The organism is Catellatospora chokoriensis, assembly GCF_011297315.1.
Classification (GTDB): domain Bacteria; phylum Actinomycetota; class Actinomycetes; order Mycobacteriales; family Micromonosporaceae; genus Catellatospora; species Catellatospora citrea.
Genome location: NZ_JAAOTI010000005.1, coordinates 147547 through 171003, shown reverse-complemented (window position 1 = coordinate 171003; position 23457 = coordinate 147547). Strand labels below are relative to the sequence as shown.

General features: G+C 70.8%; 25 protein-coding genes. 16 read left to right on the top strand and 9 right to left on the bottom strand.

Annotated features, from left to right (window positions below):
- Nucleotides 1-5 precede the first annotated feature (5 nt).
- The 6 genes from HAV39_RS10000 (at nucleotide 6) to HAV39_RS09975 (ending at nucleotide 5576) form a co-directional block, all read left to right on the top strand.
- Nucleotides 6-206, top strand: coding sequence for a universal stress protein (locus HAV39_RS10000; protein WP_191838879.1), 201 nt, complete (start codon nucleotides 6-8; stop codon nucleotides 204-206).
- Nucleotides 207-338: 132 nt separating this feature from the next.
- Complete coding sequence (locus HAV39_RS09995) at nucleotides 339-1328, top strand: Acg family FMN-binding oxidoreductase (protein WP_191839033.1); 990 nt, start codon at nucleotides 339-341, stop codon at nucleotides 1326-1328.
- A gap of 197 nt (nucleotides 1329-1525) precedes the next feature.
- Nucleotides 1526-2530, top strand: a complete 1005-nt coding sequence (locus HAV39_RS09990; RefSeq protein WP_191838878.1) for an Acg family FMN-binding oxidoreductase — start codon at nucleotides 1526-1528, stop codon at nucleotides 2528-2530.
- Between the two features lie 41 nt (nucleotides 2531-2571).
- Entirely contained in the window at nucleotides 2572-3213 is a 642-nt protein-coding gene (locus HAV39_RS09985; protein WP_191838877.1) for a response regulator, read from the top strand.
- A 186-nt stretch (nucleotides 3214-3399) separates the two neighbouring features.
- Complete coding sequence (locus HAV39_RS09980; protein WP_191838876.1) at nucleotides 3400-4410, top strand: zinc-dependent alcohol dehydrogenase; 1011 nt, start codon at nucleotides 3400-3402, stop codon at nucleotides 4408-4410.
- Between the two features lie 521 nt (nucleotides 4411-4931).
- Nucleotides 4932-5576, top strand: coding sequence for a hypothetical protein (locus tag HAV39_RS09975; RefSeq protein ID WP_191838875.1), 645 nt, complete (start codon nucleotides 4932-4934; stop codon nucleotides 5574-5576).
- Nucleotides 5577-5776: 200 nt separating this feature from the next.
- Here HAV39_RS09975 and HAV39_RS09970 read toward each other — a convergent pair whose 3' ends face one another.
- The 3 genes from HAV39_RS09970 to HAV39_RS09960 all read right to left on the bottom strand — a co-directional run bounded on the left by HAV39_RS09970 (nucleotide 5777) and on the right by HAV39_RS09960 (nucleotide 8585).
- Complete coding sequence (locus HAV39_RS09970; protein WP_191838874.1) at nucleotides 5777-6121, bottom strand: ArsR/SmtB family transcription factor; 345 nt, start codon at nucleotides 6119-6121, stop codon at nucleotides 5777-5779.
- Nucleotides 6122-6531: 410 nt separating this feature from the next.
- The gene (locus tag HAV39_RS09965; protein ID WP_191839032.1) at nucleotides 6532-8160 is read right to left on the bottom strand and encodes a SulP family inorganic anion transporter; all 1629 of its coding nucleotides are present in this window, start codon (nucleotides 8158-8160) and stop codon (nucleotides 6532-6534) included.
- A gap of 80 nt (nucleotides 8161-8240) precedes the next feature.
- On the bottom strand, nucleotides 8241-8585 hold the full coding sequence (locus HAV39_RS09960; protein WP_191838873.1) for an ArsR/SmtB family transcription factor: 345 nt from the start codon (nucleotides 8583-8585) through the stop codon (nucleotides 8241-8243).
- 287 nt (nucleotides 8586-8872) lie between these two features.
- Between HAV39_RS09960 and HAV39_RS09955 the strand changes: the two genes are divergently transcribed.
- Both HAV39_RS09955 and HAV39_RS09950 read left to right on the top strand, forming a co-directional pair.
- Nucleotides 8873-9244 (top strand): hypothetical protein, encoded by a 372-nt coding sequence (locus HAV39_RS09955; protein ID WP_191838872.1) that lies wholly within the window; start codon nucleotides 8873-8875, stop codon nucleotides 9242-9244.
- Nucleotides 9241-9774, top strand: coding sequence for a hypothetical protein (locus tag HAV39_RS09950; RefSeq protein ID WP_191838871.1), 534 nt, complete (start codon nucleotides 9241-9243; stop codon nucleotides 9772-9774). Before HAV39_RS09955 ends, HAV39_RS09950 begins: the two co-directional genes overlap by 4 nt.
- A gap of 100 nt (nucleotides 9775-9874) precedes the next feature.
- Here the strand turns inward: HAV39_RS09950 and HAV39_RS09945 are convergent, their stop codons facing one another.
- Nucleotides 9875-10786, bottom strand: a complete 912-nt coding sequence (locus HAV39_RS09945) for a LysR family transcriptional regulator (protein ID WP_191838870.1) — start codon at nucleotides 10784-10786, stop codon at nucleotides 9875-9877.
- Between the two features lie 243 nt (nucleotides 10787-11029).
- Between HAV39_RS09945 and HAV39_RS09940 the strand changes: the two genes are divergently transcribed.
- Nucleotides 11030-12199 carry an alpha/beta hydrolase gene (locus HAV39_RS09940; protein WP_191838869.1) on the top strand — a complete coding sequence of 390 codons (1170 nt, stop codon included), beginning with the start codon at nucleotides 11030-11032 and terminating at the stop codon, nucleotides 12197-12199.
- A gap of 101 nt (nucleotides 12200-12300) precedes the next feature.
- Here HAV39_RS09940 and lpdA read toward each other — a convergent pair whose 3' ends face one another.
- Both lpdA and HAV39_RS09930 read right to left on the bottom strand, forming a co-directional pair.
- Entirely contained in the window at nucleotides 12301-13698 is a 1398-nt protein-coding gene (lpdA, locus tag HAV39_RS09935) for a dihydrolipoyl dehydrogenase (RefSeq protein WP_191838868.1), read from the bottom strand.
- Nucleotides 13699-13978: 280 nt separating this feature from the next.
- Nucleotides 13979-14389, bottom strand: a complete 411-nt coding sequence (locus HAV39_RS09930) for an organic hydroperoxide resistance protein (protein ID WP_191838867.1) — start codon at nucleotides 14387-14389, stop codon at nucleotides 13979-13981.
- Between the two features lie 143 nt (nucleotides 14390-14532).
- On the opposite strand from HAV39_RS09930, the gene HAV39_RS09925 reads away from it, so the two are divergent.
- The 4 genes from HAV39_RS09925 (at nucleotide 14533) to HAV39_RS09910 (ending at nucleotide 18369) form a co-directional block, all read left to right on the top strand.
- Nucleotides 14533-15447 (top strand): AraC family transcriptional regulator, encoded by a 915-nt coding sequence (locus tag HAV39_RS09925; RefSeq protein ID WP_191838866.1) that lies wholly within the window; start codon nucleotides 14533-14535, stop codon nucleotides 15445-15447.
- Nucleotides 15448-15773: 326 nt separating this feature from the next.
- Nucleotides 15774-17309: an ankyrin repeat domain-containing protein gene (locus HAV39_RS09920; RefSeq protein WP_191838865.1), complete on the top strand. Its 1536-nt coding sequence runs from the start codon at nucleotides 15774-15776 to the stop codon at nucleotides 17307-17309.
- Between the two features lie 74 nt (nucleotides 17310-17383).
- Nucleotides 17384-17749, top strand: a complete 366-nt coding sequence (locus HAV39_RS09915) for a VOC family protein (RefSeq protein ID WP_191838864.1) — start codon at nucleotides 17384-17386, stop codon at nucleotides 17747-17749.
- 2 nt (nucleotides 17750-17751) lie between these two features.
- Complete coding sequence (locus tag HAV39_RS09910) at nucleotides 17752-18369, top strand: MBL fold metallo-hydrolase (protein WP_191838863.1); 618 nt, start codon at nucleotides 17752-17754, stop codon at nucleotides 18367-18369.
- 38 nt (nucleotides 18370-18407) lie between these two features.
- On the opposite strand, the gene dinB is transcribed toward HAV39_RS09910, so the two are convergent.
- The 3 genes from dinB to HAV39_RS09895 form a co-directional block, all read right to left on the bottom strand.
- Nucleotides 18408-19598: a DNA polymerase IV gene (gene dinB, locus HAV39_RS09905; protein WP_191838862.1), complete on the bottom strand. Its 1191-nt coding sequence runs from the start codon at nucleotides 19596-19598 to the stop codon at nucleotides 18408-18410.
- A gap of 50 nt (nucleotides 19599-19648) precedes the next feature.
- Nucleotides 19649-20014: a nuclear transport factor 2 family protein gene (locus HAV39_RS09900; protein WP_191838861.1), complete on the bottom strand. Its 366-nt coding sequence runs from the start codon at nucleotides 20012-20014 to the stop codon at nucleotides 19649-19651.
- Nucleotides 20015-20124: 110 nt separating this feature from the next.
- The gene (locus HAV39_RS09895; protein WP_191838860.1) at nucleotides 20125-20679 is read right to left on the bottom strand and encodes a TIGR03086 family metal-binding protein; all 555 of its coding nucleotides are present in this window, start codon (nucleotides 20677-20679) and stop codon (nucleotides 20125-20127) included.
- Nucleotides 20680-20868: 189 nt separating this feature from the next.
- On the opposite strand from HAV39_RS09895, the gene HAV39_RS09890 reads away from it, so the two are divergent.
- The 3 genes from HAV39_RS09890 to HAV39_RS09880 all read left to right on the top strand — a co-directional run bounded on the left by HAV39_RS09890 (nucleotide 20869) and on the right by HAV39_RS09880 (nucleotide 23308).
- Nucleotides 20869-21597 carry a hypothetical protein gene (locus HAV39_RS09890; RefSeq protein WP_239120706.1) on the top strand — a complete coding sequence of 243 codons (729 nt, stop codon included), beginning with the start codon at nucleotides 20869-20871 and terminating at the stop codon, nucleotides 21595-21597.
- Between the two features lie 92 nt (nucleotides 21598-21689).
- Nucleotides 21690-22733 carry a serine hydrolase domain-containing protein gene (locus tag HAV39_RS09885; protein ID WP_191838859.1) on the top strand — a complete coding sequence of 348 codons (1044 nt, stop codon included), beginning with the start codon at nucleotides 21690-21692 and terminating at the stop codon, nucleotides 22731-22733.
- 44 nt (nucleotides 22734-22777) lie between these two features.
- The gene (locus HAV39_RS09880; RefSeq protein ID WP_191838858.1) at nucleotides 22778-23308 is read left to right on the top strand and encodes a GNAT family N-acetyltransferase; all 531 of its coding nucleotides are present in this window, start codon (nucleotides 22778-22780) and stop codon (nucleotides 23306-23308) included.
- Nucleotides 23309-23457 lie beyond the last annotated feature (149 nt).

Sequence of the window (23457 nt, the reverse complement as noted above, 5' to 3'; positions counted from 1 at the left end):
ATGCTATGGCCCGGGTCGGGCGCGGTCGTGTCCGGTTCGCAGTGCGATCCGGGCAGCCTCCTGTCCGTCATGTGAAGAGTCGGCCGAGGCCGGTCTGGGTCGTGGTCGGCAACCGTGGCCACGCCGGTGCCGTCGGTGTGCAGCTGGGCTCGGTCAGCCAGGCGCTGCTGGACCACGCTTGCTGCCCGGTCGCCGTCGTCCGCTGAGCTCAGCGGGCGCCGCTTCGACAACCTGGCCTGCCGATGCAACGGACTCCGTGGAGCCCGGGACAGGTCCCACAGAGTCAGGACCAACGGCACTGACCTGCTGTCGCCGCAGCGAAGACAGTGGAGGACATGATGACGCCAACAGCCCTGCAGACGGCCCTGCCTGCGGCGGTCAGCGCCGCCGTGCGGGCGCCGTCGGTGCACAACACCCAGCCGTGGCGGTTCCGCCTCAGCGACGACGCCATCGACGTGTACGCCGACCCGGAGCGCCTGCTGCCGATCTCCGACCCTGACGGACGCGCCAGGCGCCTGTCCTGCGGTGCGGCGATCTTCAACGCCCGCGTCGCCCTGTCCCACCTGGGCTGGGCGAGCGAAACGATCCTGCGGCCGGAACCGGACGACACGCTGCACCTGGCCCAGATCCGCGTGACAGGCCCGCGTGCTGCCACACCCGCCGAGGAGGAACTGTTCACCGCGATCGGGCGCAGGCACAGCAACCGCGGCCCGTTCATGGACACCGCCCTCCCGCTGGACGTGCGGGCCAGGCTGGTCGACGCCGCCCGCGCCGAGGGATGCTGGCTCGACCTGATCGTGGGACCGGTCGCCCAGAACATGGTCGCCGAGCTCGTCAAAGCCGCCGACCAGCTGCTGCGGGCCACACCCGGTTACGGAGCCGAACTGGCCGCGTGGGTTCGTGCGCAGCCGAGTCCGGACGGAGTGCCCAGCGAGGCGGGCGGGTCCAAGCCCGAGCCGCAGGACCTGCTCACCCGCCGTGATTTCGGCGGCCCGCCACGCCCGCCGGGCCGTGACTACGAGACCGATCCGTTCGTCGCGGTGCTCGGCGCATACGGCGACTTGCCGCACGACGATCTGCAGGCGGGCCAGGGACTGCAGCGGGTGCTGCTGACCGCCACCGCGCACGGCCTGGCGACGTCGCTGATGTCGCAGCCCGTCGATGTGCCCGCGATCCGTGAACAGCTGCGCCTGGGCCTGCACCGCGGCGCACCGCCGCAGATCCTGCTGCGTGCCGGCTACGCCGTGGCCACCGGCACGACACCACGCCGGCCACTGGCAGACGTGCTGACGTCCAGACCGACAGTCCTCCAAGGCGCGAGGCGTTAGTCCCGCCGGGACAGCTCCGCCGGCACCGGGGCACATACGCGCCGAGCCGCGCCCGCGGACGTCGTCACCGGCCCGAATCAGGGCCGGCGGCCGGCCGGTCGACAGGGTCGAAAGTCCCGACCGGAAGAGACCCTTCGCTCCTGGCTCGAACAGCACACGCGGCGTGAACTGGACGGGACGACTGCTGGAGGCACACCATGACCACTCCCACCCGCGAGCACCGCCGTCCCACGGCTGCGGCCTACGCCCAGGCCGCTGAGGCCGCCGGACACGCGCCCTCGATCCACAACACCCAGCCGTGGCACTGGCAGATCCACCCCGACCGGCTCGACCTGTACGCCGACACCACCCGGGCGCTGCCCGGCACCGACCCGGACGAGCGGATGCTGCTGGTCAGCTGCGGGGCGGCACTGCACCACGCCCAGGTCGCCCTGCACGCCGAGGGCTACGACGTCGCCGTACGTCCACTGCCCGACCCGGGCCTGCCGGAGCACCTGGCGACCGTCACCATCACGGGCGGCACGCCGGTCACCGCCCATGCGGTACGACTTGTGCAGGCCATGCAGCTGCGCCACACCGACCGCCGGCCGACCGTCGACGTCCCGGTCACCGCGGAGCAGGTCGACGAGTTGCGCCGGATCGCCGACGCCGTCGGGGTGCATCTGCACCGGCTCACCCCCGACCAGGTCACCGACCTCGCCGTCGCGGTGTCGCACGCCGAGGACGCCGCCGCGGCCGAACCGGCCGTCCTGGCCGAGACCCACCGCTGGACCGGTCCCGGCCGCCCGGCAGGCACCGGCCTGCCACCCGAGGTCATCCCCGATCGGCGGCCCGAGACCGACGTCGGTGAGCGTGATTTCGGCGCCCGCGGCACCCTGTCCGTCGGCGGCGGCCACGACAAGGCCTCGACCTACGTCGTGCTGTTCGGCACCGAGGACGACCGGGCCGCATGGCTGCGCGCCGGGCAGGCCCTGTCCGCGGTATGGCTGCACGCCACGATGCAGGGGTTGGCCGTGCTGCCGTTCAGCCAGGTCGTCGAAGTCGACGGCACCCGGGTCATGATGCGCCGCATCCTGTCGAACCTCGGCTACCCCTACCTCGTTCTGCGCCTCGGTGTCGCCGACCCGGAGCACGCGCTGCCCGGGCACACCCCGCGACTGCCCTTCGACGCCACCGCCACCATCGACCAGACCGGCCGGTGACCCGCGCGGAAACACCCGGCCGGCCTGGACAGGAACCCGCCATGATCCGAGTCTTCGTCCTCGACGACCACGAGGTGGTCCGCCGAGGCCTCATCGAACTGCTGCAGCAACCCGGCGACATCGACGTCGTCGGGGAGTCCGGGTCGGCCGTCGAGGCCTCTCGGCTCATCCCGGCACTGCGACCTGACGTCGCGGTCCTCGACGCCCGGCTGCCCGACGGCAACGGCATCGACGTGTGCCGCGACATCCGGTCGGTCGACCCGCGCATCCAGGGCCTGATCCTGACGTCGTACGAGGACGACGAGGCCCTGTTCGCCGCGATCATGGCCGGAGCCGCCGGGTATGTCCTCAAGCAGATCCGCGGCACCGACCTGCTCGACGCCGTACGCCGCGTCGCCGCCGGCCAGACACTGCTCGACCCGGCCGTCACCGCGCAGGTCCTCGACCGCATCCGCCGCGGCGTGCCCCAGCCGCCCGAACTCGCCCGGCTCACCGAGCGGGAACGGCGCATCCTCGGCCACATCGCCGAGGGCCTGACCAACCACGAGATCGCCGAGCGGATGTTCCTGTCCGAAAAGACGATCAAGAACTACGTCACCAGCATCCTGGCCAAACTCGGCCTGGAACGGCGCACCCAGGCTGCGGTCCTCGCCGTGCGCCTCCTCGGCGGCGCCCCGCGCTGACCTCTCCCCGACCAGACCTGGCCCCGTCGCCCCGATCCGGCGGCCCGGCCGGGCCTGTCCGCATGGCCGGCGACCCAGCCAGGACGAACGTCCCACTACACAGGTCCACCGTCTCGTGACCGCGACACCTCGGCGGACGAGGCTCAGAGGTGAAGCCACCGAGAGGTGCTGAGGAAAGGACCTGACATGCGCGCCTGCGTGGTCACCGACTTCGCCGCCCCACTGACCGTCGGCGACGTGCCCGTCCCCCAGCCCGGCCCCGACCAGATCCTGGTCCGGGTCGAGGCCAGCGGCCTGTGCCACACCGACATCCACGCCGCCCGCGGCGACTGGCCCGTCAAACCGCAACTGCCGTTCATCCCCGGCCACGAAGGCGTCGGCATCGTGGAACGCCTCGGCCGCGGCGTCACCGAGGTCGCCGCCGGCGACCGCGTCGCGATGCCCTGGCTGGGCTACAGCTGCGGCACCTGCGAGTACTGCGTCAGCGGACGCGAGACGTTGTGCGAGTCGCAGCGCAACACCGGCTACGGCATCGACGGCGGCCACGCCGAGTTCGCCGTCGCGTACGCCCGCCACGTCGTGCGGGTCCCCGAAGGCGTCAGCCCGTTCGACGCCGCCCCGCTGACCTGCGCCGGCGTCACCACCTACAAGGCGATCAAAGTCGCCGGCGTCCGGCCCACCGAACGCGTCGCCGTCTTCGGGATCGGCGGACTGGGTCACCTCGCGCAGCAGTACGCGCAGATCTTCGGCGGCGACGCCATCGCCGTCGACGTCACCGAGGAGAAGCTGGCACTGGCCCGCAAGCTCGGCGCCGCCCACACGATCAACGCCGCGCACACCGACCCGGTCGCCGCGATCCAGGCCCTGGGCGGCGCCGACGTCGCCGTCGTGCTCGCCGCCAACCCGACCGTGCTCGAGCAGGCCCACGCCAGTCTGCGCCGCGGCGGCCGGCTCGTGCTGGTGTCCCTGCCCAAGGACAACATCATGCGGCTACCGGTGTTCGAGACCGTCCTCGGCGGCCTGACGATCATCGGATCCATCGTCGGCACGCGAGCCGACCTCGCCGAGGTGTTCGCCCTGCACGCCGCCGGACGCACCACCGTGCAGTACGAGATCCGCGACCTTGACGAGATCAACGAGGCCGTGGAGGAAGTCCTCGCCTCGGCCGTCACCGCCCGGGTCGTGTTCCGGCTCTAGCCTCACCGCCGGCCGGGCCGCCACCACGCGGCCCGGCTCGCCGTGCCGCACAACAGCCACCCCTGGCGGTTCCGCAACCGCAACGGCGCCATCGAGGTCCGCGCCGGCCCCGCCCGCCGCCTGCCCGTCGCCGACCCCACCGGCTGGGCCCTGCGCATCGCCTGCGGAGCCGCGACCCTCAACGCCCGGCTGGCACTGGCCGCCACGGGCCTGGCCGCACGTGTGCAGTCGTTGCCCACCCGACCAGCCCGGACCTGCTCACCCCGGCCGAGGAGGCGCTGTTCGCCGCCGTCGAACGCCGGTTCAGCAACCGGGAGCCGTTCTACCCGGCGCCGGTCCCCGTCCACGCCCGCGTGCAGATCCTCGACGCCGCCCATCGACAACCGCGGGCTCGCGCGCTGGCCGGACGGCATCTCGGCCGGGTGTCTTTGGTCCCGTGACGACGGGCCCTCCAACTCTGCTGGGACAGGTGGGGCGCACGGGATTCTGATGGCAGACCCCGATCCCCCAAGGAGACGACCATGAAGCGCAGGACCCTCGACCTGATGTTCAGCCTCGGCGGCGTGGCCATCGCCATCCTGCTGACCGTCGCCGGCGTCGTGCTGACCGCCAACGCCAACTTCGCCACCGACTACGTCACCTCGCAGCTGGCCGAGCAGAACATCACCTTCAAGACCCTCGACACCCTCACCCCCGAGGAGCGCGAGCAGCCCGGCCTGGTCGAGTACGCCGGGCAGAAGCTGACCACCGGCAAGCAGGCAGAGGTGTACGCCCTGCAGTTCATCGGCCTGCACCTGAAGAACACCGCCGGCGGCAAGACCTACGCCGACCTCGGCGTGCCGCAGAGCCAGCTCCGGGCGCAGGTCGCCGAGGCGACCAAGAACAACGACCCGAACCTGGCCGCCCTGCAGCAGCAGCTGACCGAAGTCACCGCCCAGCGGGAGACCATGTTCAAGGGCGAGACCCTGCGCGGCCTGCTGCTCACCACCTACGGCTTCAGCGAGTTCGGCGTCAAGGCCGGCCAGGCCGCACTGGTTGCCTACCTCGCCGCCCTGGTGATGGCGCTGCTGTCGATCGCCGGCTTCGTCCACGCCTTCCGCACCCCCCGCACCGAGGCCTTCGCCCCGGTCGAGACGGCCCCCGCCCGCGAGAAGATCACCGCCTGAACACCCGGCGCCCTGTGGGGCGGCACGCCGAAAGGCGCGCCGCCCCGCAAACGCGTGCCGGTTCAGCCGTACTCGCAGCCCTCGGCGTGCCCGTCCGCTCCGGTGGCGGCGCAGGCCGGACAGGGCTGTGCGTTGATCATGCGAGGTGGGACCAGCGCCCGCCCGGTCCGGAAGTGGTGCCGATCCCTGCGTCGGGACGGCTAAGAACGGCCGGTTGTCTGCGCGGCGCGCAGGTCGTCGAGCAGTTCCACCTGGCTGGCGAGGACCTCGGTGAGGATGCGGCGGGCGACGGCGAGCAGTTCGGCGACCTGGGGGCTGACCAGCGAGTAGTAGACGGTCGAGCCTTCTTTGCGGGTGACGACGAGGTTCATCTTGCGCAGGACGGCCAGTTGCTGCGAGAGGTGAGCTGATTCGAGGCCGACCTCGGGCAGCATCTCACCGACGGAGTGTTCCCGCTCGGACAGCAGCTCCAGGACGCGGATGCGGGCGGGGTGCGCGAGCGCTTTGAAGAATTCCGCCTTGGCCTGATACAGCGGTTTGCTCACTGAACCACCCCCTTCGTTGCAGCAAACCGTACCCGCCCGGGCAGGTCGGGTGCTGGCGGGCCGATCGCCCCGGTGGAGACGAGGCAGCTCCTGAGCGGGCTGTACCCGGGCCGCACGGCCAGGCGGACCGCCAACCCGGCAGGACAACCCGTTGACCGTCGCCCGCACCGAGCTCGCCGACCCCGTACGTATCGACGTGCGTGTTCGCGGCATGGTGGACCCCGCATTCATCGGCCTGACCCGCCAGGCGGTCACCTCGGGCTGCTCGAGATCGCGAACAGCCGCGGCGCCAGTGCGCGCAGCAGCAACGCCGCCCCGGCGTGATCACCGCAGTGGTGCATGGCATCCGCCCGAGCCGCGATCGCCAGGGAGCAGTGCCACGCCGCGCGCCTATGCGACCGCACAGCCCGTCACGCCGCCTTCAGCGCCGGCTCGGCAGCCGGAATGGCACCGCTCTGGTGCAGCAGCGCACGGGCGGCCGCGATCGCGTCGGGGGTGTGCGCGAACACTCTGCCCTTCGCCCGAAGGTGTGCCAGGGCGCCGAGCGCCGCCAGCGCCCGCTCGTGGTCGGGCCGCAGGCCTGACAGATACACCGTGATATCCCGGTGCTCGAGACGTTCGATGGCGTCACGTAACACGCTCGCTCCGGTGCCGTCGATCGCCGACACCCGCGACATGCGCAGGATGACCACGCGCACGTCGGCGACCTCGGTCAGCTCCAGCAGGAACCGGTGGGCGGCGGCGAAGAACAGCGGACCGTCGAACCGGAATGCCGCGATGTGCTCGGCCAGCAGCGCAGCCTCCTCCGCGTGGTGATCGGACACGTCCAGGGGCACCTGCTCGAGCGTCGCCGCCCGCGCGATCCTGCGCACAGCCAGGAAAGCTGCCAGGACCAGCCCGATCCCGACCGCCGCGATCAGGTCCAGGGCGAGGGTCGCGGCCGCGGTCAGCACCATCAGGACCGCGTCCGAGCGTGTCGAGCGGGCCAGTGCGAGCAGTGAGCTCACCTCGACCATGCGGACAGCCGTCGCCAGCAGTACCCCTGCCAGCGCGGGCAGGGGGATGTGCGCGACCAGCGGAGCGGCGGCGAGCATGATCCCGGCCAGGACGAGGGCGTGGGTCAGTGCGGCCAGCCGGGAGCCGGCGCCGGTGCGGACATTGACGGCGGTACGCGCGATCGCGGCCGTCGCAGGCACCCCGCCGAACAGTGGCGTGACCAGGTTCGCCACGCCCTGGCCGAACAGCTCCCGATCGGGGTCGTGGTGCTGCCCGACGGTCATGCCGTCCGCGACGGTGGCCGACAGCAGGCTCTCCAGCGCAGCCAGCGCGGCCACGGCGACCGCCGAGGTGAGCAGCATCGGCACCGCGTCCAGGTCGAGGAACGACAGCGACGGCGCGGGCAGCGTCGGGGGCAGCATCCCGATCCGGGCCACATCCAGGCGCGCGAGGACCGCAACGACGGTCACCGTCGCGACGGCCACCAGCGAGAACGGCACACCCGGCTGCCACCGGGCACCGGCCAGCATCGCCGCCGCCACGCCGATCGCCAGCGCCACCGCGGTCCACCGCGGATGCGCGGCGAACTCGCCGATCGCATGCCAGGCGGCGACGGCGACCTTCTCCCCGTCCGGGGCGGGCACGCCGAGCGCGGCGGGCACCTGCTGCAGGAAGATCACTGCCGCGATGCCGGCGGTGAAGCCCTCGACCACTGGGGCGGGGACGTAACGCACATACCGGCCTGCTCGGGCGAGGGCCAGAGCCACCAGAATCACTCCGGCGATCAGCCCGACGGTGAGCACCCCGCCGGGCCCGAACCGGTGCACGATCGGCACCAGGACCACTGTCATGGCCCCGGTCGGGCCTGATACCTGGAGGTTCGACCCGCCGAACACCGCCGCCAGCGCACCGGCGACGATTGCGGTCGCCAGCCCCGCCGCAGCGCCGAGTCCGGAGGAGACACCAAACCCCAGGGCGAGGGGTAGTGCCACGACCGCGACGGTCAGGCCCGCGATCACGTCGCGGCGCGGCCTGCGGCGCATCGCCGTCCAGTCAGCGCGCCCGGGCAGCAGCGCGATCACCCGGATCCAACCGCCACGGAACAGCGCCGCACCAGTGGTCACTACGCCACCGTCGCAGGTTCGGTGTCGCGCAGTTCGTCCAGCAGCTCGACCTGGCCGGCGATCATTTCGGTCAGGAACCGGCGTGCCGCCGCCATCACGTCGGCCACGTCAGGTCCGGCCATCGTGTACATCACTGACGCGCCGTCGCGGTAGGAGACCACGATCCCGGCTCGGCGCAACACCGCGAGCTGCTGCGACAGGCTCGACGCCTCGATCTCGACATCCGCGAGCAGGTCCCGCACCGCCTTCGGGCCGTCGCCGAGCAGTTCGAGGACCCGGATCCGCACCGGGTGGCCCAGCGTGCGGAAGAACTCCGCCTTGCTCTCATACAGGGGCACACCCACAGTCCGGCAACCTCACCTACGCGATGAACTAATCGCGTAATTGAACACCTCTTCAATTGCATATCAGCTTCACTGCGCATGTTATGTGACACACATCACCCCGTCCCACCTCCCAGGCCACCCGGGAAGGAGCGCCGTCGCAACGCCTCGCCAGCGTCTTCCACTCCGGGCTCAGCGATGCCGCACGCAGCTGCGGGCACGCCACGACAGCCGGTGACAGCATCGTCCTACGTTCAGCGCCGTTAACAGCTTGGGATCAAACCATCACCGTGAGATGAGGTTGTGCTGTGACGAAGTCCGTGACCTTCCTCGGCCTGGCCGCGCTGACGACAGGGGTGCTGCTGTCCGGGTGCGCCGCGTCCGGCGATGAAACACCCGGCGCCTCTGCCGCCACGTCCGCCGTCGCTGCCGCCGCGTCCGCCACGCGAGGAGCCGCGACCGCGACGAAGATCTCCGCCAACACCGCGTCCGAGCCGGAGATCGCCGCAGCGCTGCGTGCGGCCGGGGTCTCCAGCCCCGAGCGGTGGGCAGAGGAGGTCGTCGAATACCGCCCGTACGCCACCGACGACACGGCGCTGAGCCGGTTGCGGCAGAAGCTCGCCAAGTACAACCCGGGCGAGGAGACCATGAACAAGATCCTGGCTGCGCTGCGGCCGTGACGGTCCGCGACCGTGTCCGTACGACCGACACCGCCACCAACCTGCGCGCGGGCTTGCTCGTCCTGGCCGCGGTGGCGACAGCGGGGACCGCGATCGAGCTGGCCACGGAACGCCATTGGAACGGGGCGGTGCAGCTGATCCCATGGTTCGCGCTGGCCATGGTCGCCGCTGCGTGGGTACTGACGGCGTGGCGGCCCAGGCGCGCGTCGCTGGCCGCCGCGCGCACCCTCATCACCGTCGTGTTTCTCGTTTCGCTGTACGGCATCTGGGAGCACGTCGAGTCCAACCTGAACGCGGGATGGCTCGACGCCTTCCACGCCGCGGGCTGGCAGTCGCTCGGCACCGGCACCCGCTGGTGGTACGCGATCACCAAGACAGTAGGCGCCGCACCGCCGCTGGCACCGGGCATTCTCGCCCAGGCCGCACTGCTCGTGCTGCTGGCAACCTGGCGCCATCCCGCTGCGGCAGACGGGTCCACCTCACCAACTCGCTGTACGCCGCCTGGAACGACGTCTTCCACCCCGACGTAGCCCGGCCGCGACTGCCGCCATAGGAGCCGTCACCGGGCCCACGCCCGGCCAGGGGTGCGCGCGACGTCGAGCCGGGTGCGCCGCCCTGTCCGCAGCGGGTCTAGGACGCGGGTGACACGGGCAGGTCGGCCAGGACGAGTTGTGCGGTCTGGTCGAAGGCGCGGATACGGGCGGTCTCCCTTGTGTTGAGCCATACCAGTCCCCATTCGAGGGGCGGGGCGTCATGGAAGGGCACGTAGGTGATGTCGGGGCGGGCGTAGAACCGCATCGCCCGGCCCCCTTCGGGGTAGACACCCTTCCCTGCGCCGACGAGCGCGAGCATCCCCACGAAGGTGTCGGCGCCCGGTAGGTGCTGGATGGGCCGACCACCCGGAGTGTGTTTCGGGGAGTGGAATTCGTCCCAGCCGTCCGGGATGGCGCTGGGGTTCTGCAGCACAAGGACGTCTGCGAGGTCTTCCAGGGACACCGACGGACGGCGGGCGAAGGGGTGCCGTGAGGACACCGCGAGCACCTTTGGCTCGGTGAACAGCACAGGCCCGCCGACGAGGTCGGGGTGGTCGGCGGGCATGCGGATCAGTTCCATGTCCACCTGGCCGGTCTGCATCGCCGCGAGCCCGTTGTTGAGCTGCAGTTCTACGATCTGCACGGCGCAATCGGGGTGCTGGCGGCAGAACGTGTCGGTCACCGCGTGCAGGACTTGGGCCGCGTCGGATCCGAAGTATCCGACACGCAGGACGCCGGTGACACCGCGGCCGGCGGCGATGGCGTTCCGGAAGCTTTGCAGGACCTGTTCGTGGGCCGGTTGCAGGTCGTCGCGTAGCTGCCTGCCGATCGGGGTGAGCGTGACCCTGCGGCTGGTGCGGTCGAACAGCGAGGCCCCGATGCCTCGCTCCAGCTTCCTGATCGTCTGGCTGATCCGGGTGGTGGAGACGCGCAGCCGCTCGGCGGTCCGGCCGAAGTGCAGCTCCTCGGCCAGCGTCAAGAACGCCTCGATCTCGTGCCGCTCAGGCATCCACCACACTCCGCATCGTGAACTTCAGCTTCATGATCGTCGCACAGGTCTGCATTGATCAACGACCGGGTTTCGTAGGAATGTGTAGAGGTGTTCACGGCCTGCACTGCGGGCCGAGGGCCCATCGGCTGGGGCGAAGGGCGCGCATGACATCGATGGTGGAGATTGCGTTGGGGATCACCGGACCTCGCCCCCTGCTTGAACGATCGGGAAATGCCCGCAACTGCCGTCTTTGGAGGTTCCATGCCCGTCGGTTATGTGTTCACGGTGGCCTGCGTCGCGGTGGGCACTCTGTTCGCGCTGGCGCCGGTGCGGCGGCCGCAGCCGCTCGCCACCGTGAGCTACTACTTCGGCCTGGCCGTGAACGAGCTGCCGTTCTTCGCGGCCATCTGGTGGCTGGGAGCCTCGACACTACTGGCGTTCGCCCAGGGCGACATCGACTCGGCGGGCGGCTGGGCGGCCGTCACGCTGGCCGCCGCGACCATACCCGGGCTCGCTGTCGTCGCCCACCGCGCGCTGGGCGACAGGGACAGGATCGAGCTCGCCATGACCGAGGGACTGGGCGAGGGATGGCGCGCCGCCATCGACGCCGATCTCGCCGCACGACTGCGACGGCGCCTCCCGCTCGCCCGCATCCTGTTCCTGCCCATCCTCAAGCGACGCCCAGACGTCCGGCGCGTGGCCAACCTCACCTACGGCGACGCAGGCCGCCGCAACCAGCTCGACCTCTACCACCACCGCACGCGGCCGGCCGGCGCGCCCATCATGATCCACATGCACGGAGGCCACTACTCCGGGGGCCACAAGAACAGCCAGTCGCTTCCCATGCTCTACCGGCTCGCCGGCCACGGCTGGGTGTGCATCAGCGCCAACTACCGGCTACGGCCCAAGGCACAGCATCCGGACCATCTGATCGACCTCAAGAAGGTCATCGCCTGGGCGCGCGAGCATGCCCATGAGTACGGGGCCGATCCGACCACGCTGTTCGTCGCGGGCAGCTCGGCCGGCGGGCACATGGCAGCACTGGCCGCACTCACCCAGAACGACCCCGCTTTCCAGCCAGGCTTCGAGCACGCCGACACCTCCGTCAGCGCCGCCATCTGCCTGAACGCCTGGTACCGCGCGTACTTCGGTCAGGGGCCCGAGTCCTCGCCTGAGTCGCACATCGCGCCGGACGCACCGCCCTTCTTCCTGGCCCACGGCGACAAGGACACGCTGGTGCCCGTGGCGCACGCCCGGCACTTCGCCGACCAGCTGCGCCAGACGTCGGCCGCCCCCGTCGTCTACGCCGAGCTGAAAGGCGGACACCACGCCTTCGACCTGTACCACTCGATCCGCTTCGAAGCGGTCATCGACGCGATCGAGGCCTTCGCCGCCCGGGTCAGATCACGGGAACGGACGCCCCAGCCCTGATCTGGCAACTCCATCGCAAAGTGGTGTCTTGCCGGGGTGACCTGTGCCGCCCGTCCTGACAGGCGGCACAGGTCACCGTGATGCGTCGGCCACGGCCGAGCTCACATATTGATCATGTGTCCGGCGAGCCCGTGCACCGCTTCCTTCACGGCCTCGCCCAGCGTCGGGTGCGCGTGCACGTTGCGCGCGATCTCCGACACCGTCGCCTCCCACATCTGTGCCATGGTCAGTTCCGGCAGCAGTTCGGTGACCTCCGGACCGATGAGGTGGCCGCCGAGCAGCTCGCCGCTGCCCGCGTCGCTGATCAGCTTCACGAAGCCGGCCGTGTCACCCAGGCCGTGCGCCTTGCCGTTCGCGCTGAACGGGAACTTGGCCACCCGTACGTCCAGGCCCTTGGCCCTGGCCTGCGACTCGGTGTAGCCGAAGCTGGCGATCTGGGGCTGGCAGTAGGTGGCGCGGGGGATCATGATGTAGTCGAGTTCCATGGTGGGTGCCTGGCCGATGGTCTCCGCGGCGATGACACCCATGGCCTCGGCGGTGTGGGCCAGCATGAGCTTGGCGGTCACGTCGCCGATCGCGAAGATGTGCGGGGTGCTGGTGCGGCAGCGGCCGTCGACCTCGATCGCGCCCCGGTCGGTGAGCTTGACGCCGGTGCGGTCCAGCCCGTAGCCCTCGACACGCGGTGCGAAGCCGATGGCCTGGAGCACCTTGTCCGTCTCGATGGTTTCAGGTCCCTTGCCACTGTCGACCACGACCCGGACGCCGTCGGCGCCCTCCTCGACGGAGACCACGCGGGTGCCGGTGCGCACCTCGATGCCGAGTTTGCGGTAGTGGCGGATCAGCTCCTTGGAGACGTCCTCGTCCTCCATCGGCACCATCCGGTCCGCGAACTCCACGATGGTCACCTTGACCCCGAAGTTGTGCAGCACGTACGCGAACTCGACGCCGATCGCGCCCGCGCCCGCGATCACGATGCGGGCCGGCAGGGCGTCGGACATGATCTGCGACTCGTACGTGACCACGCGGTCGGACAGCTGGGTGCCCGGCAGCAGCCGCGGGGTGGCCCCGGTCGCGATGATGGCGCTGGTGAAGGTCACGGTCTCGGTGCCACCGCCGGCCGACACGACGCGCAGGGTGTTGGCATCGACGAACTCGCCCACGCCCTCGAGCTGCGTGATGTTGTTCTTCTTCATCAAGTAGTGGACGCCCTTGACGCGCCCGTCGGCGACCTTGCGGCTGCGCTGGAACGCCTGCCCGTAGTCGAAGCGAACCTCGCCGTCGACCTCGATGCCGTAGGTCTTGCGCTCATTCATGAAGATGTGTGCCAGCTCGGCGTTTCTCAGGAGTGCCTTGGAGGGGATGCAGCCGACGTTGAGGCAGACACCGCCCCAATAGCGCTCTTCGACAATGGCGGTCTTCAACCCCAGCTGAGCTGCGCGGATCGCCGCGACATAACCGCCGGGACCGGCACCCAACACGACAACATCGTATGCACTCACGCAGCGGATACTACAATTTCGCGCCCCGGCCGGAGTCCCGCGGATTTGAGCGTTGCAGGCATCGGTCAGGGCGGTCGGGCCGAACGACGAGCAGCATGCCGTGGTTCAGAAGCGGGCGGCGCTACCACTTCAGGGACCCGCAATGGTCCCGGTCGCAGCACCGCCGCCGCCTCAAGCGGTCATCACCGGCACGTCATGTGCCTGGCGATGATCGATCACCGTGCGCCCGACTGCCTCCGGCGCAAGCGATTGCGGTCCAGTGGCGCTCAGCGTGCGTCGGTTACTCGGTGAGCAGCTCGACCGGGATGTTGCCGCGCGTGGCGCTGGAATACGGGCATACCTGGTGGGTGGCCTCGATGAGCTCTCGACCGACATTCCTGGGCAGGTTCTCCGGCAGCTTCGTCCGCAGGGCGACTTCGAGCTGGAAGCCGCCCTGCCCGTTGGGGACGAGACCGACCTCGGCGGTGACCGACATGCCCGAGACGTCGATCTTCTTCTTCTGCGCCACCAGCTGCATGGAGGTAGCGAAGCAGGCGGCGTAGCCCGCCGCGAAGAGTTGCTCGGGGTTGGTTCCGTCGCCGGTGCCGCCCAACTCCTTCTGGAGGGCCAGCTTGACGTCCAACTTGCCGTCCGAACTGACGGCGCGGCCATCGCGGCCGGTCGCAGTCGCGACGGCGGTGTACTGACTCATGTCCTGCCCTTCTGGTAAACCGATCGGCCAATCTGTTTGGCGCCTTCAGCGTATGAAGATCAGGAACCGCCTCCCATGGCTCACCGTCTCCGTTTCATATCTGATCGTCTTGCCGACTGCCGGCATAGGGATACGATCTGCCGATGGACGTGCTCAGCGATGCGATCGGCGTCATGCGTACGGGGCGCCCGCACTCCACTGAGATCCGTAAACACGCTCCGTGGGGAGTGCGGACCGAGCCGTTCTCTGGGGCCGGCTTCCATGTGGTGCTGGCAGGGACATGCTGGCTGATCCCGCAGGAGGGCACCGCGATCGCCCTGAGCGTGGGCGATGTGGTGTGCCTGCCGCACGGTTGCGGGCACGCCTTGGCCGACAGCCCGTCGACGCCCCTGACGGGCGCGCCCTCGGCCTCCCTGCGGGAAATGGCGCCGAGCGCCGACGACGGTGAGAGGGCCACGACGATCCTGTTGTGCGGCGCATACACGCTCGACCAGACCCGGCCACATCCGCTGTTCGAGGAACTGCCCGAGATCATCCACCTGCCGGCACGTCTCGGCCACCGCACGCCGCTGCATACTGCCGTCAACCTGCTCGGCGAGGAGATCGCCAACCCCGCCCACGGAACCGAAGCCGTCGTGTCGGCCCTGCTGGACATCATGCTGCTCTACATCCTGCGGGCCTGGCTCGATGAGCAAACCGACGACGGCCCGGCCACCGGGTGGGCCGCGACGCTGCGCGACCCGGCGATCACCGCAGCGCTGCGCCACATCCACCAGGAACCCGCTGGGCCGTGGACAGTCGAAGCGCTGGGCGCGAAAGCCGGGCTTTCACGGGCGGCCTTCTCCCGCCGGTTCACCTCGCTGGTCGGCAAACCGCCGCTGGGCTACCTGACCTGGTGGCGGATGACCTTGGCGGCGCAACTGCTGCGCGACACCGATAAACCGGTGCAGACCGTCGGGCAGCGCACCGGATACACCTCCGAATTCGCCTTCGCCAAAGCGTTCAAACGAGAATACGGCGTGGCCCCCGGCCGGTACCGCAAGCAGTCGCGGAGGTAGTCCGGTCAGCATGCCATGACAGTGGACACACGCCACGAACTGGCCCGCGCAGAGGAGGGACCCAGCGCCTGTCCCGCGTCTCGGGCCGCGTTGCGCCCGCGTCTCGCAGAGGGAAAGCGTGACGGACCAAAAACCGGTCTCCACTCCGGCCTGCTGCCCACGAACCGGGACTCGCGACCCGCGATCTGGCTATAATTTCGGCGGCTGCCAGGAAGCCACCGGTCCGCGGGAATGGGCACAGCCCACCTGGCGTGTGCGTCATGTGTCACGAGCGCTCTCCTTTCGACCTGACCAAGCGGACATCAGGCAGACGAGAGGAGGCCATTGTGCCGACCCTGGCCATGCCCGACCATCCGCACCTCGAAAGCTTCCGCCGGCAGGCCCGTGCGCTGCAGCGGGCCGTTCGGGCCGGCGACCCCGATGCCATCGCGCGGCTGGCCCGCCACCATCCGGGTGGAGCGCCCGACGACGCCAGCGGCTTGCAGCTCAGCGCGGCGCAGTTGGTCGTCGCTCGCGAATACGGGTTCGCCAGCTGGCCTCGGCTTGCGCGATACCTGCAAACCGTGGCCGATCACGGCTGGGACACCGCGCTCGGTGCCGCACCGGTGAACGACCCGGCGGAGGAGTTCTGCCGCCTCGCCTGCCTGACGTACAGCCGCGAGGACGGGCCGGCGCGCTGGGCGCAGGCCCGGCAACTTCTGGTTCAGCATCCCGCGCTGACCACGAGGAACATCTGGGCCGCCGCCGCGGCTGCCCGCCCGGACGACGTCGCTCGGCTGCTCGCCGAGCAGCCGCGGCGAGCAGCCGAGCGGGGTGGCCCGTTCCGGTGGCGGCCGCTGTACTACCTCGTCTACTCGCGTTTCGACCCGGCCGTGCCGGCCGAGCGTGTGCTCGCAGCCGCCCGACAGCTGCTCGACGCCGGCGCCGACCCCGACGACGGCTACCTCTTTGACGCCCTACCGTCACCGTTCACCTTGCTGACCGGGGTGTTCGGCCACGGCGAGCTGGGCCGGCGGCGCCAGCCCCGCCACCCGCACTGGCAGACGCTGGGCCGGCTGCTGCTTGACGCGGGCGCCGACCCCAACGATGCCCAGACCCTGTACAACCGCATGTTCGAGCCCGACAACTCGCACCTGGAGCTGCTGTTCGAATACGGGCTCGGCTCCGGCGACGGCGGCCCATGGAAGAACCGGATCCCGGACCTGGGCACGCCCGCGCAGATGCTGCGCACCCAGCTGCGCTGGGCGGTCGAGCACCACCAGCCCGCCCGGGTGCGGCTGCTGGTCGAGCACGGCGTCGACTTCCGCTCGCCGTTCGAGGGGGACGGTCCCTCGTGGAGTCCCGGCGACGGCCGGACGCCGGTCGAGCTGGCCCACGTCCACGGCGACACCGAGATCGCCGACTACCTCCTCGCGCAGGGCGCTGAGCCGCTCGGCCCCGACCCGGTACGCGAGCTGATCGCCGCGGCGTTCCGCGCCGACCGGTCCACCCTGGACCGGATCCGCGCCGCGCATCCCGACGCCGTGGCCCGAGCCCGCCGCAGCCGCCCCGGGCTCATCGTCTGGGCCGCGACCCAGGCGCCCATCGAGACGGTCACGTTGCTCGCTGAGCTCGGCTTCGACGTGAACGCCTACGGGCGCGGCGACGCCCCGGTCGAAGAGGCTTGGGAGACGGCACTGCACCACAGCGCAGTCACCGGGAACGTCGAGCTCACCCGCCGGCTGCTGGACCTGGGTGCGGACCCCGACCTCCGCGACCGGCGCTTCGACGCGACTCCGCTCGGCTGGGCCAGGCACTTCCATCGACAGTCGACCGCCGCACTGCTCGAACCTGTCACGGCGCCCCCACCGAACGGCGCATGAGTGCGGCCCGGACGCACGCGCTCCCCGTCGCATCTCGTTTGACGAGGCGGCCGTCGAGGCAACAGAGTGGCCGTATGACGACGATCATCAGGAACGTCACCTTCGACGCCGCCGATCCCGGCGCCCTCGCGCGCTGGTGGGCGCAGGTCTTCGACAGCGAGGTCGCGTTCGACGACGGCCACGAGGCCGCGTTCGACCTCCCGTCGGACCAGACCGTGTACTTCCAGCGGGTCCCCGAGCCCAAGTCGGTCAAGAACCGCCTGCACCTCTGCCTGCAGTCCGACACGCCTCGCGACGTCGAGGTCGAACGGGTGCTGGCCCTGGGCGCGACGATGGCCGCCGACCACCGCAACGCGGACGGCACGGGCTGGGCGGTGCTCGCCGACCCGGAGGGCAACGAGTTCTGCGTGCTGCGCTCGCAGGCCGAGCGGGGGTTCTGACGATGCGCCTCACCAAATACGGCCATGCCTGTGTACGCATCGACAACGGCGACGGCGCCCTCGTGATCGACCCGGGCGTCTACTCCGAGCCGGTGTCCTTCGACGGCGTGGCAGCGGTGCTCGTCACCCACGAACACGCCGACCACGTGGACCTCGACCTGCTCCGGGCGGTCCGCGAGCGCAACCCCGAACTCACCGTCCACACCCACCCCGCGTTGGCCGCGGAACTGGGCGACGGCGTGCGGGCGGTCTCCCCCGGCGACGTCTTCACCACGGCCGGGTTCACGGTGCGCGCGGTCGGCGGCGAGCATGCCGAGATCATCGACGGCCTGCCCGGCTGCCCGAATGTCGGCTTCGTCGTCGACGGCGTCTACCACCCCGGCGACTCGCTGTTCGTGCCGTCCGAGCCGGTCGAGACGCTGCTCATCCCAGCAGCAGGGCCGTGGCTGAAGATCGGCGACGCGATCCGGTTCGCCCGGGCCGTCCGGCCGCGCCGCTCGTTCCCGATCCACGACGGCGTGCTCAACGACCTCGGACTCCACCAGTTCGACGCCTGGCTGGGCGACGAGGAGGGCATCGGCTACGCGCGCATCCCGCTGGGCGACACCGTCACCCTGTAGGGCGCTCCGGCCCGGCCGGGCATCCCGGTGAGGCGGGTTCAGTCCGGCAGCATCGGCATGACCAGGCCGGTGTCGGTGCCCAGCAGCGTGCCGCGCTGCAGGGAGGTGGTGCCGAACCGGCGGCGCACCGCGTCGACCGCGGTGTCCAGCGCGTCGCGGGGCAGGTCGTCGAAGGGCAGTTCGGGCTGGACGTGACCGGTCCGGTCCAGGTTGCCCACCGAGACGCCGATCAGCGTCAGGCCGCGCTCGGCCACCAGCGGCGACGCGGTCGCTAGCAGCGCCCGGGCGGTGTCCAGGACCGCCTGGGTCTGCGACGTCGCCTTGGCCAGGGTCGACGACCGCGTCGCCCGGGTGTAGTCGGCGAACCGCAGGCGCAGCACCACGGTGCGGCCGGGCCGCTGCGCGCTGCGCATTCGGCGGGTGACCCGCTCGACCAGCCCGGCGAGCGCGGCCTCCAGGAACTCGACCGTGTGCGGGCCGCGGCCCAGCGCCCGCTGCGCGCCCATCGACGCGCGGCGGCGGCCGGTGACGACCGGTCGCGGGTCAAGGTTGTGGGCGAGGGCGTGCAGGTGGCGACCCGCGCCCTGGCCGAGCATCGACACCAGCGCGGCCTCGCCCAGCCGGGCCACCTGCCCGACGGTGCGGATGCCGCGCTGGTGCAGCTTGCCGGAGGTCACCTCGCCGACGCCCCACAGCACCTCGACCGGCAGCCGGTGCAGGAACGTCAGCTCGTCGGCGGGTTCGACGGCGAGCAGGCCGTCGGGCTTCGCGACCCGGCTGGCGACCTTGGCCAGGAACTTGGTGCGCGCCACCCCGACGGTGATCGGCAGCCCGACCCGTTCGAGGACGTCCCCGCGCAGCCGGGCCGCGATCGCCACGGGCGTGCCGGCGATCCGGTGCAGGCCGCCGACGTCGAGGAACGCCTCGTCGATGGAGAGCGGCTCGACGATCGGCGTGGTGTCGTCGAAGACCTCGAACACCGCCCGGCTGGCCTCGGTGTACGCCGACATCCGCGGTGGCACCACGATCGCCTGCGGGCACCGGTCGCGGGCGGCGCGCACGCTCATCGCGGTGCGCACCCCGTATGCCTTGGCCTCGTAACTGGCGGCCAGCACCACCCCGGCGCCGACGATCACGGGACGGCCCCGCAACCGCGGGGCGTCCCGCTGTTCCACGGATGCGTAGAACGAGTCGAGATCCGCGTGCAGGATCGTCGCCGAGTTGGTCACGACCAGCAGTTTAGTACGCCTGTACGAGAAAGGGAATCGGCACCCGCAGCTCAGCGGTAGTCGTTCTCCCTCAGCTCGATCACCCAGGCTCGCCGCTCGGCGATCAGACCGTCACGCATGACGAAGACCTCCGCCATGGACATGCGCATCGTGGTGCCGTCGGGGCGCAGCACCGAACCGGTCAGCTCGGCCATGACCACGTCGTCCTGCTCGACCAAACGGACGATCTCCAGCTGCGGCGGCTCGACGAACGCGGGACCGTCGATGGCCTCGTCGTACGCCTGCTTGCCGGTGAGGTGGAACGCCCCGTAGACGGTCCACTCGATGTCATCGGTGAGGCACGACAGGATCTGCGCGTGGTCGTTCTTGCGGAAGCCCTCGAGATAGGTCTCCACCGTCTGCCGGTTCCGCGACATGGCTACGCCCTCCTGATCGACACGTGTCCCGCCCGGCGCAGCCTACGCGCCCGACGACCACCCGACCGCCGCCGACACGGCCCCGGCGGCCCGCCCCGGAACCGCGTAGGTCAGGGAGTGCGGCCGATGAAGGCGAGCAGGCGCGTCTGCGGGTCGGCGTCGTCGGGGACCTCGACCCGCGGGCCGTAGTGCCCGCTGGAACGCAGCACCGCGTCCATCGGCAGCATCCCCTCCAGCAGCATGGCGCACCGCTCGGCGTCGAGGCGCTCGTCCTGGCCGGTGGCCCGGGCGAGATCCCACGTGTGCAGGAAGACGTCGGTGGTGTAGAACATCGCGACCGCCTGGTCCAGCGGCATGTCACCGATGTTCGGGTTGCTGAGGACCTTCTCCGCCGTGGCGGGGTCGTCGAGCAAGGCCTGCACGCCGTCGCTGTGGACAGTCCAGGCGGCGACCGGATCCTCCGCGACGGACGGACCCTTGGGCAGGTCGACGCCCGCACCCGCCCGCAGGAAACCGGGGAACCACTCGACCAGGTGGCCCACCACGTCACGGGCGACCCAGCCTTCGCACGGCGCCGGACGATCCCAGTCGCCGGAGGCGACGCCGCGCACGCGCGCGGTGAACACCTCGGCGGTGCGGCGGTGTTCCTCAGCGGGACCGATCATGACAAAGCTCCTTCGGCTCGGCCGGCCGATCTCGCACGTGCGGGACCCGGCTTCGCCGCTCGGTGCGGTCAGGCCGTTGACAGGCTACTGCGGGGCTGGGACACCTCGACGCATGCACGAACGGCGGTCGCCCTGGCCGGTGACGGTGGACAGCGGCTGCCACCATGACGGCCCTGATCCACAGGAAGGATGCCCGACAGCCGTATGCAGATCATCGAGGTGACGGAGTTCTGGGTCCGGTCTGCAGTGATCCGGCTGCGGCACCGCGAATCTCCGTTGCAGTTCGTCATCTACTCCATGGTTCACATGGCCGAGCCGGCGTTCTACGAGGCGGTCACCGCGCGGCTCGGCAAGGCCGACGTCGTGTTGGCCGAGGGGATCCGGGGCAACGGGCGGCGGCGTTCCCCGCTGCTGGGCGCGCTGACGCTCAGCTACACCGCGCTGCGTTTCAACCGGCGGATGAAGCTGGTGAAGCAGGCCATCGACTATCGGGTGCTGGACGTGCCGGTGATCAACCCCGACGTCACCACCGAAGAGTTCGCCGACGATTGGCACAAGGTGCCCCTCCGCCACCGCTTGGCGGTGTGGTGCGTCCTGCCGGTCGTCGTGCTGGTGCGCCTGTTCGGCGGGACCCGGGTGATCTGGTCGAAGTCGATGGAGGTCAACGATCTGCCGTCGCCGGAGGAAGAGGACCGGGCGGACGCGTTGCCGCCCGAGGTCGACGCGGCCTTCGCCGGCACTCGTGACGACAGGCTCCTGGCAGCTCTCTACCGCCTGCACGAGGAGCGCGGCGACGAGCCCATCGAGGTCGCGGTGGTCTACGGCGCAGGACACGTCGCCGCGATCGTCGAGGGGCTCACCACGCGGCTGGGCTACAAGGCGCGCTCCGCCGACTGGCTCACCGTCGCCGTCCTGTGAACGCCGTCGCCGAGGGACCGTCGTCTCGCCGTCGACGATCACGGGCGGGCAGCCCGCGTTCTGGCTGAGAACGCCCGCGCCTAGTGTGGGTCATGCGTATCTCCGCGGCTCGACTGCAGACGACCCTCGACGCGATCGTGGCCGAGTGGGCGGTGGGCGCGCTGGCGGACGCACGCGACGAGGCCGGCGAGGTGGCGCTGTCCAGCGGCGTGTCCGCATGGGGCACCGACATCCCCGTCGACCCGGCCGGCCACTTCCGGATCGGCAGCGTCACCAAGACGTTCACGGCCGCCGCCGTGCTTCAGCTGGCGGGTGACGGCACGTTGCGCCTCGACGACACCGTCGCACGGTGGCTGCCGGGCATGCTCGCCGACGGGGACGCTGTCACCGTCCGTCACCTGCTGATGCACACGGCCGGGTTGTACAACTACACCGACGCCTGGGCCGTGGCCGGGGAACTGGACGTCGACGTGGTGCTGTCGCGGCGGAACCTGCGGGTCCGTCCGGAGGAGACGGTCGCCCTCGCCGAACGCCGGGGGGCGCGGTTCCCGGCCGGCACGGCCATCGCCTACAACAACACCGGCTACATCCTGGCCGGCATGATCATCGAGCGCGCTACCGGTCTGCCGTACGCCGAGCACGTCGCGACGCGGATCCTGGCGCCGTTGCAGCTGACCGGCACCGTCGTACGCGACGACGACCCGCACCTGCCCGACCCGCACGCGCACGGCTACCTGCCCGGCACCGGCGGGCCGGTCGACGTCAGCGTCTTCGACCGCTCCACGGCCTGGGCGGCGGGCGGCATCGTCTCGACGGCACGCGACGTCAACCTGTTCTTCGCCGGCCTGCTGCGCGGCGAGCTGCTCGGCCGGGCAGAGCTGCGGGAGATGCTCACGCCGACACCCTGGGTGACGCCGTCGACGGACAGCGGGCTCGGGCTCGTCCGGGTCCACCTGCCGGGCGGCACGGCCGTCTGGGGAAAGCACGGCGGGTTCTTCGGCTACGACACGTTCTCGTTCCACTCCCCCGACGCGTCTCGGCAGCTCACCGTCTCGCTGACGACCGACAGCGGCCGGTCCCCGACCACGGAGCAGGTCCTGCGGCATTTCGAGTTCGTCTTCGACGATCACGCCTGACGACGGGACGGCCGGCCCGCTCGACATCGCCTACATTCGGTCGCGTGCGCACCATCACGAGCGACCGGCTCCTGCTCCGCCCCTGGCAGGACGACGACGCCGACTTCCTCCTCGACCTGGAGTCGCGCTGGGAGGTGGTCCGCTTCCTGGGCGCGCGGCCGACGGCCATGCGCACCCGCGCCGACGCCCTCGCCTCGATCGCTCGCCGCCGTGCCCTCGACCACCCGATCCACGGCATCTGGGCCATGACGACGGCCGCGGAGGGCCGGCTGGTCGGCAACCTCCTGCTCAAGCCGATTCCGGTGTCGGCGGGCAAGGCCCGAGCGGAGCCCGCCGACATCGAGATCGGCTGGCATCTGCACCCGGACGCCTGGGGGCACGGCTACGCCACCGAAGCCGCGCGGGCCGTCCTGGACGACGCGCTCAGCCGGGGTGTGCCGAGGGTCCTCGCCGTCACGGCTCCCGGCAACCACGCCTCACAGGCCGTCTGCCGGCGGCTCGGCATGACCCACGTCGGCCGCACGACGCGGTACTACGACACCTCGAACGAACTCTTCGAGAAGCTCCCCCGCTGACCGCGCCGAAGATGATCGCGCGACGGCCGCACGGCTGATCGCGAGAATCGTGCGCCATGACCATCGCCGAGCCGACCGCCGACTTCCTGGTCCTGCCCCCGCGCCCGGACAGCACCGCCGACCTGCTGGCCACGTGACCGCCTGGCCAC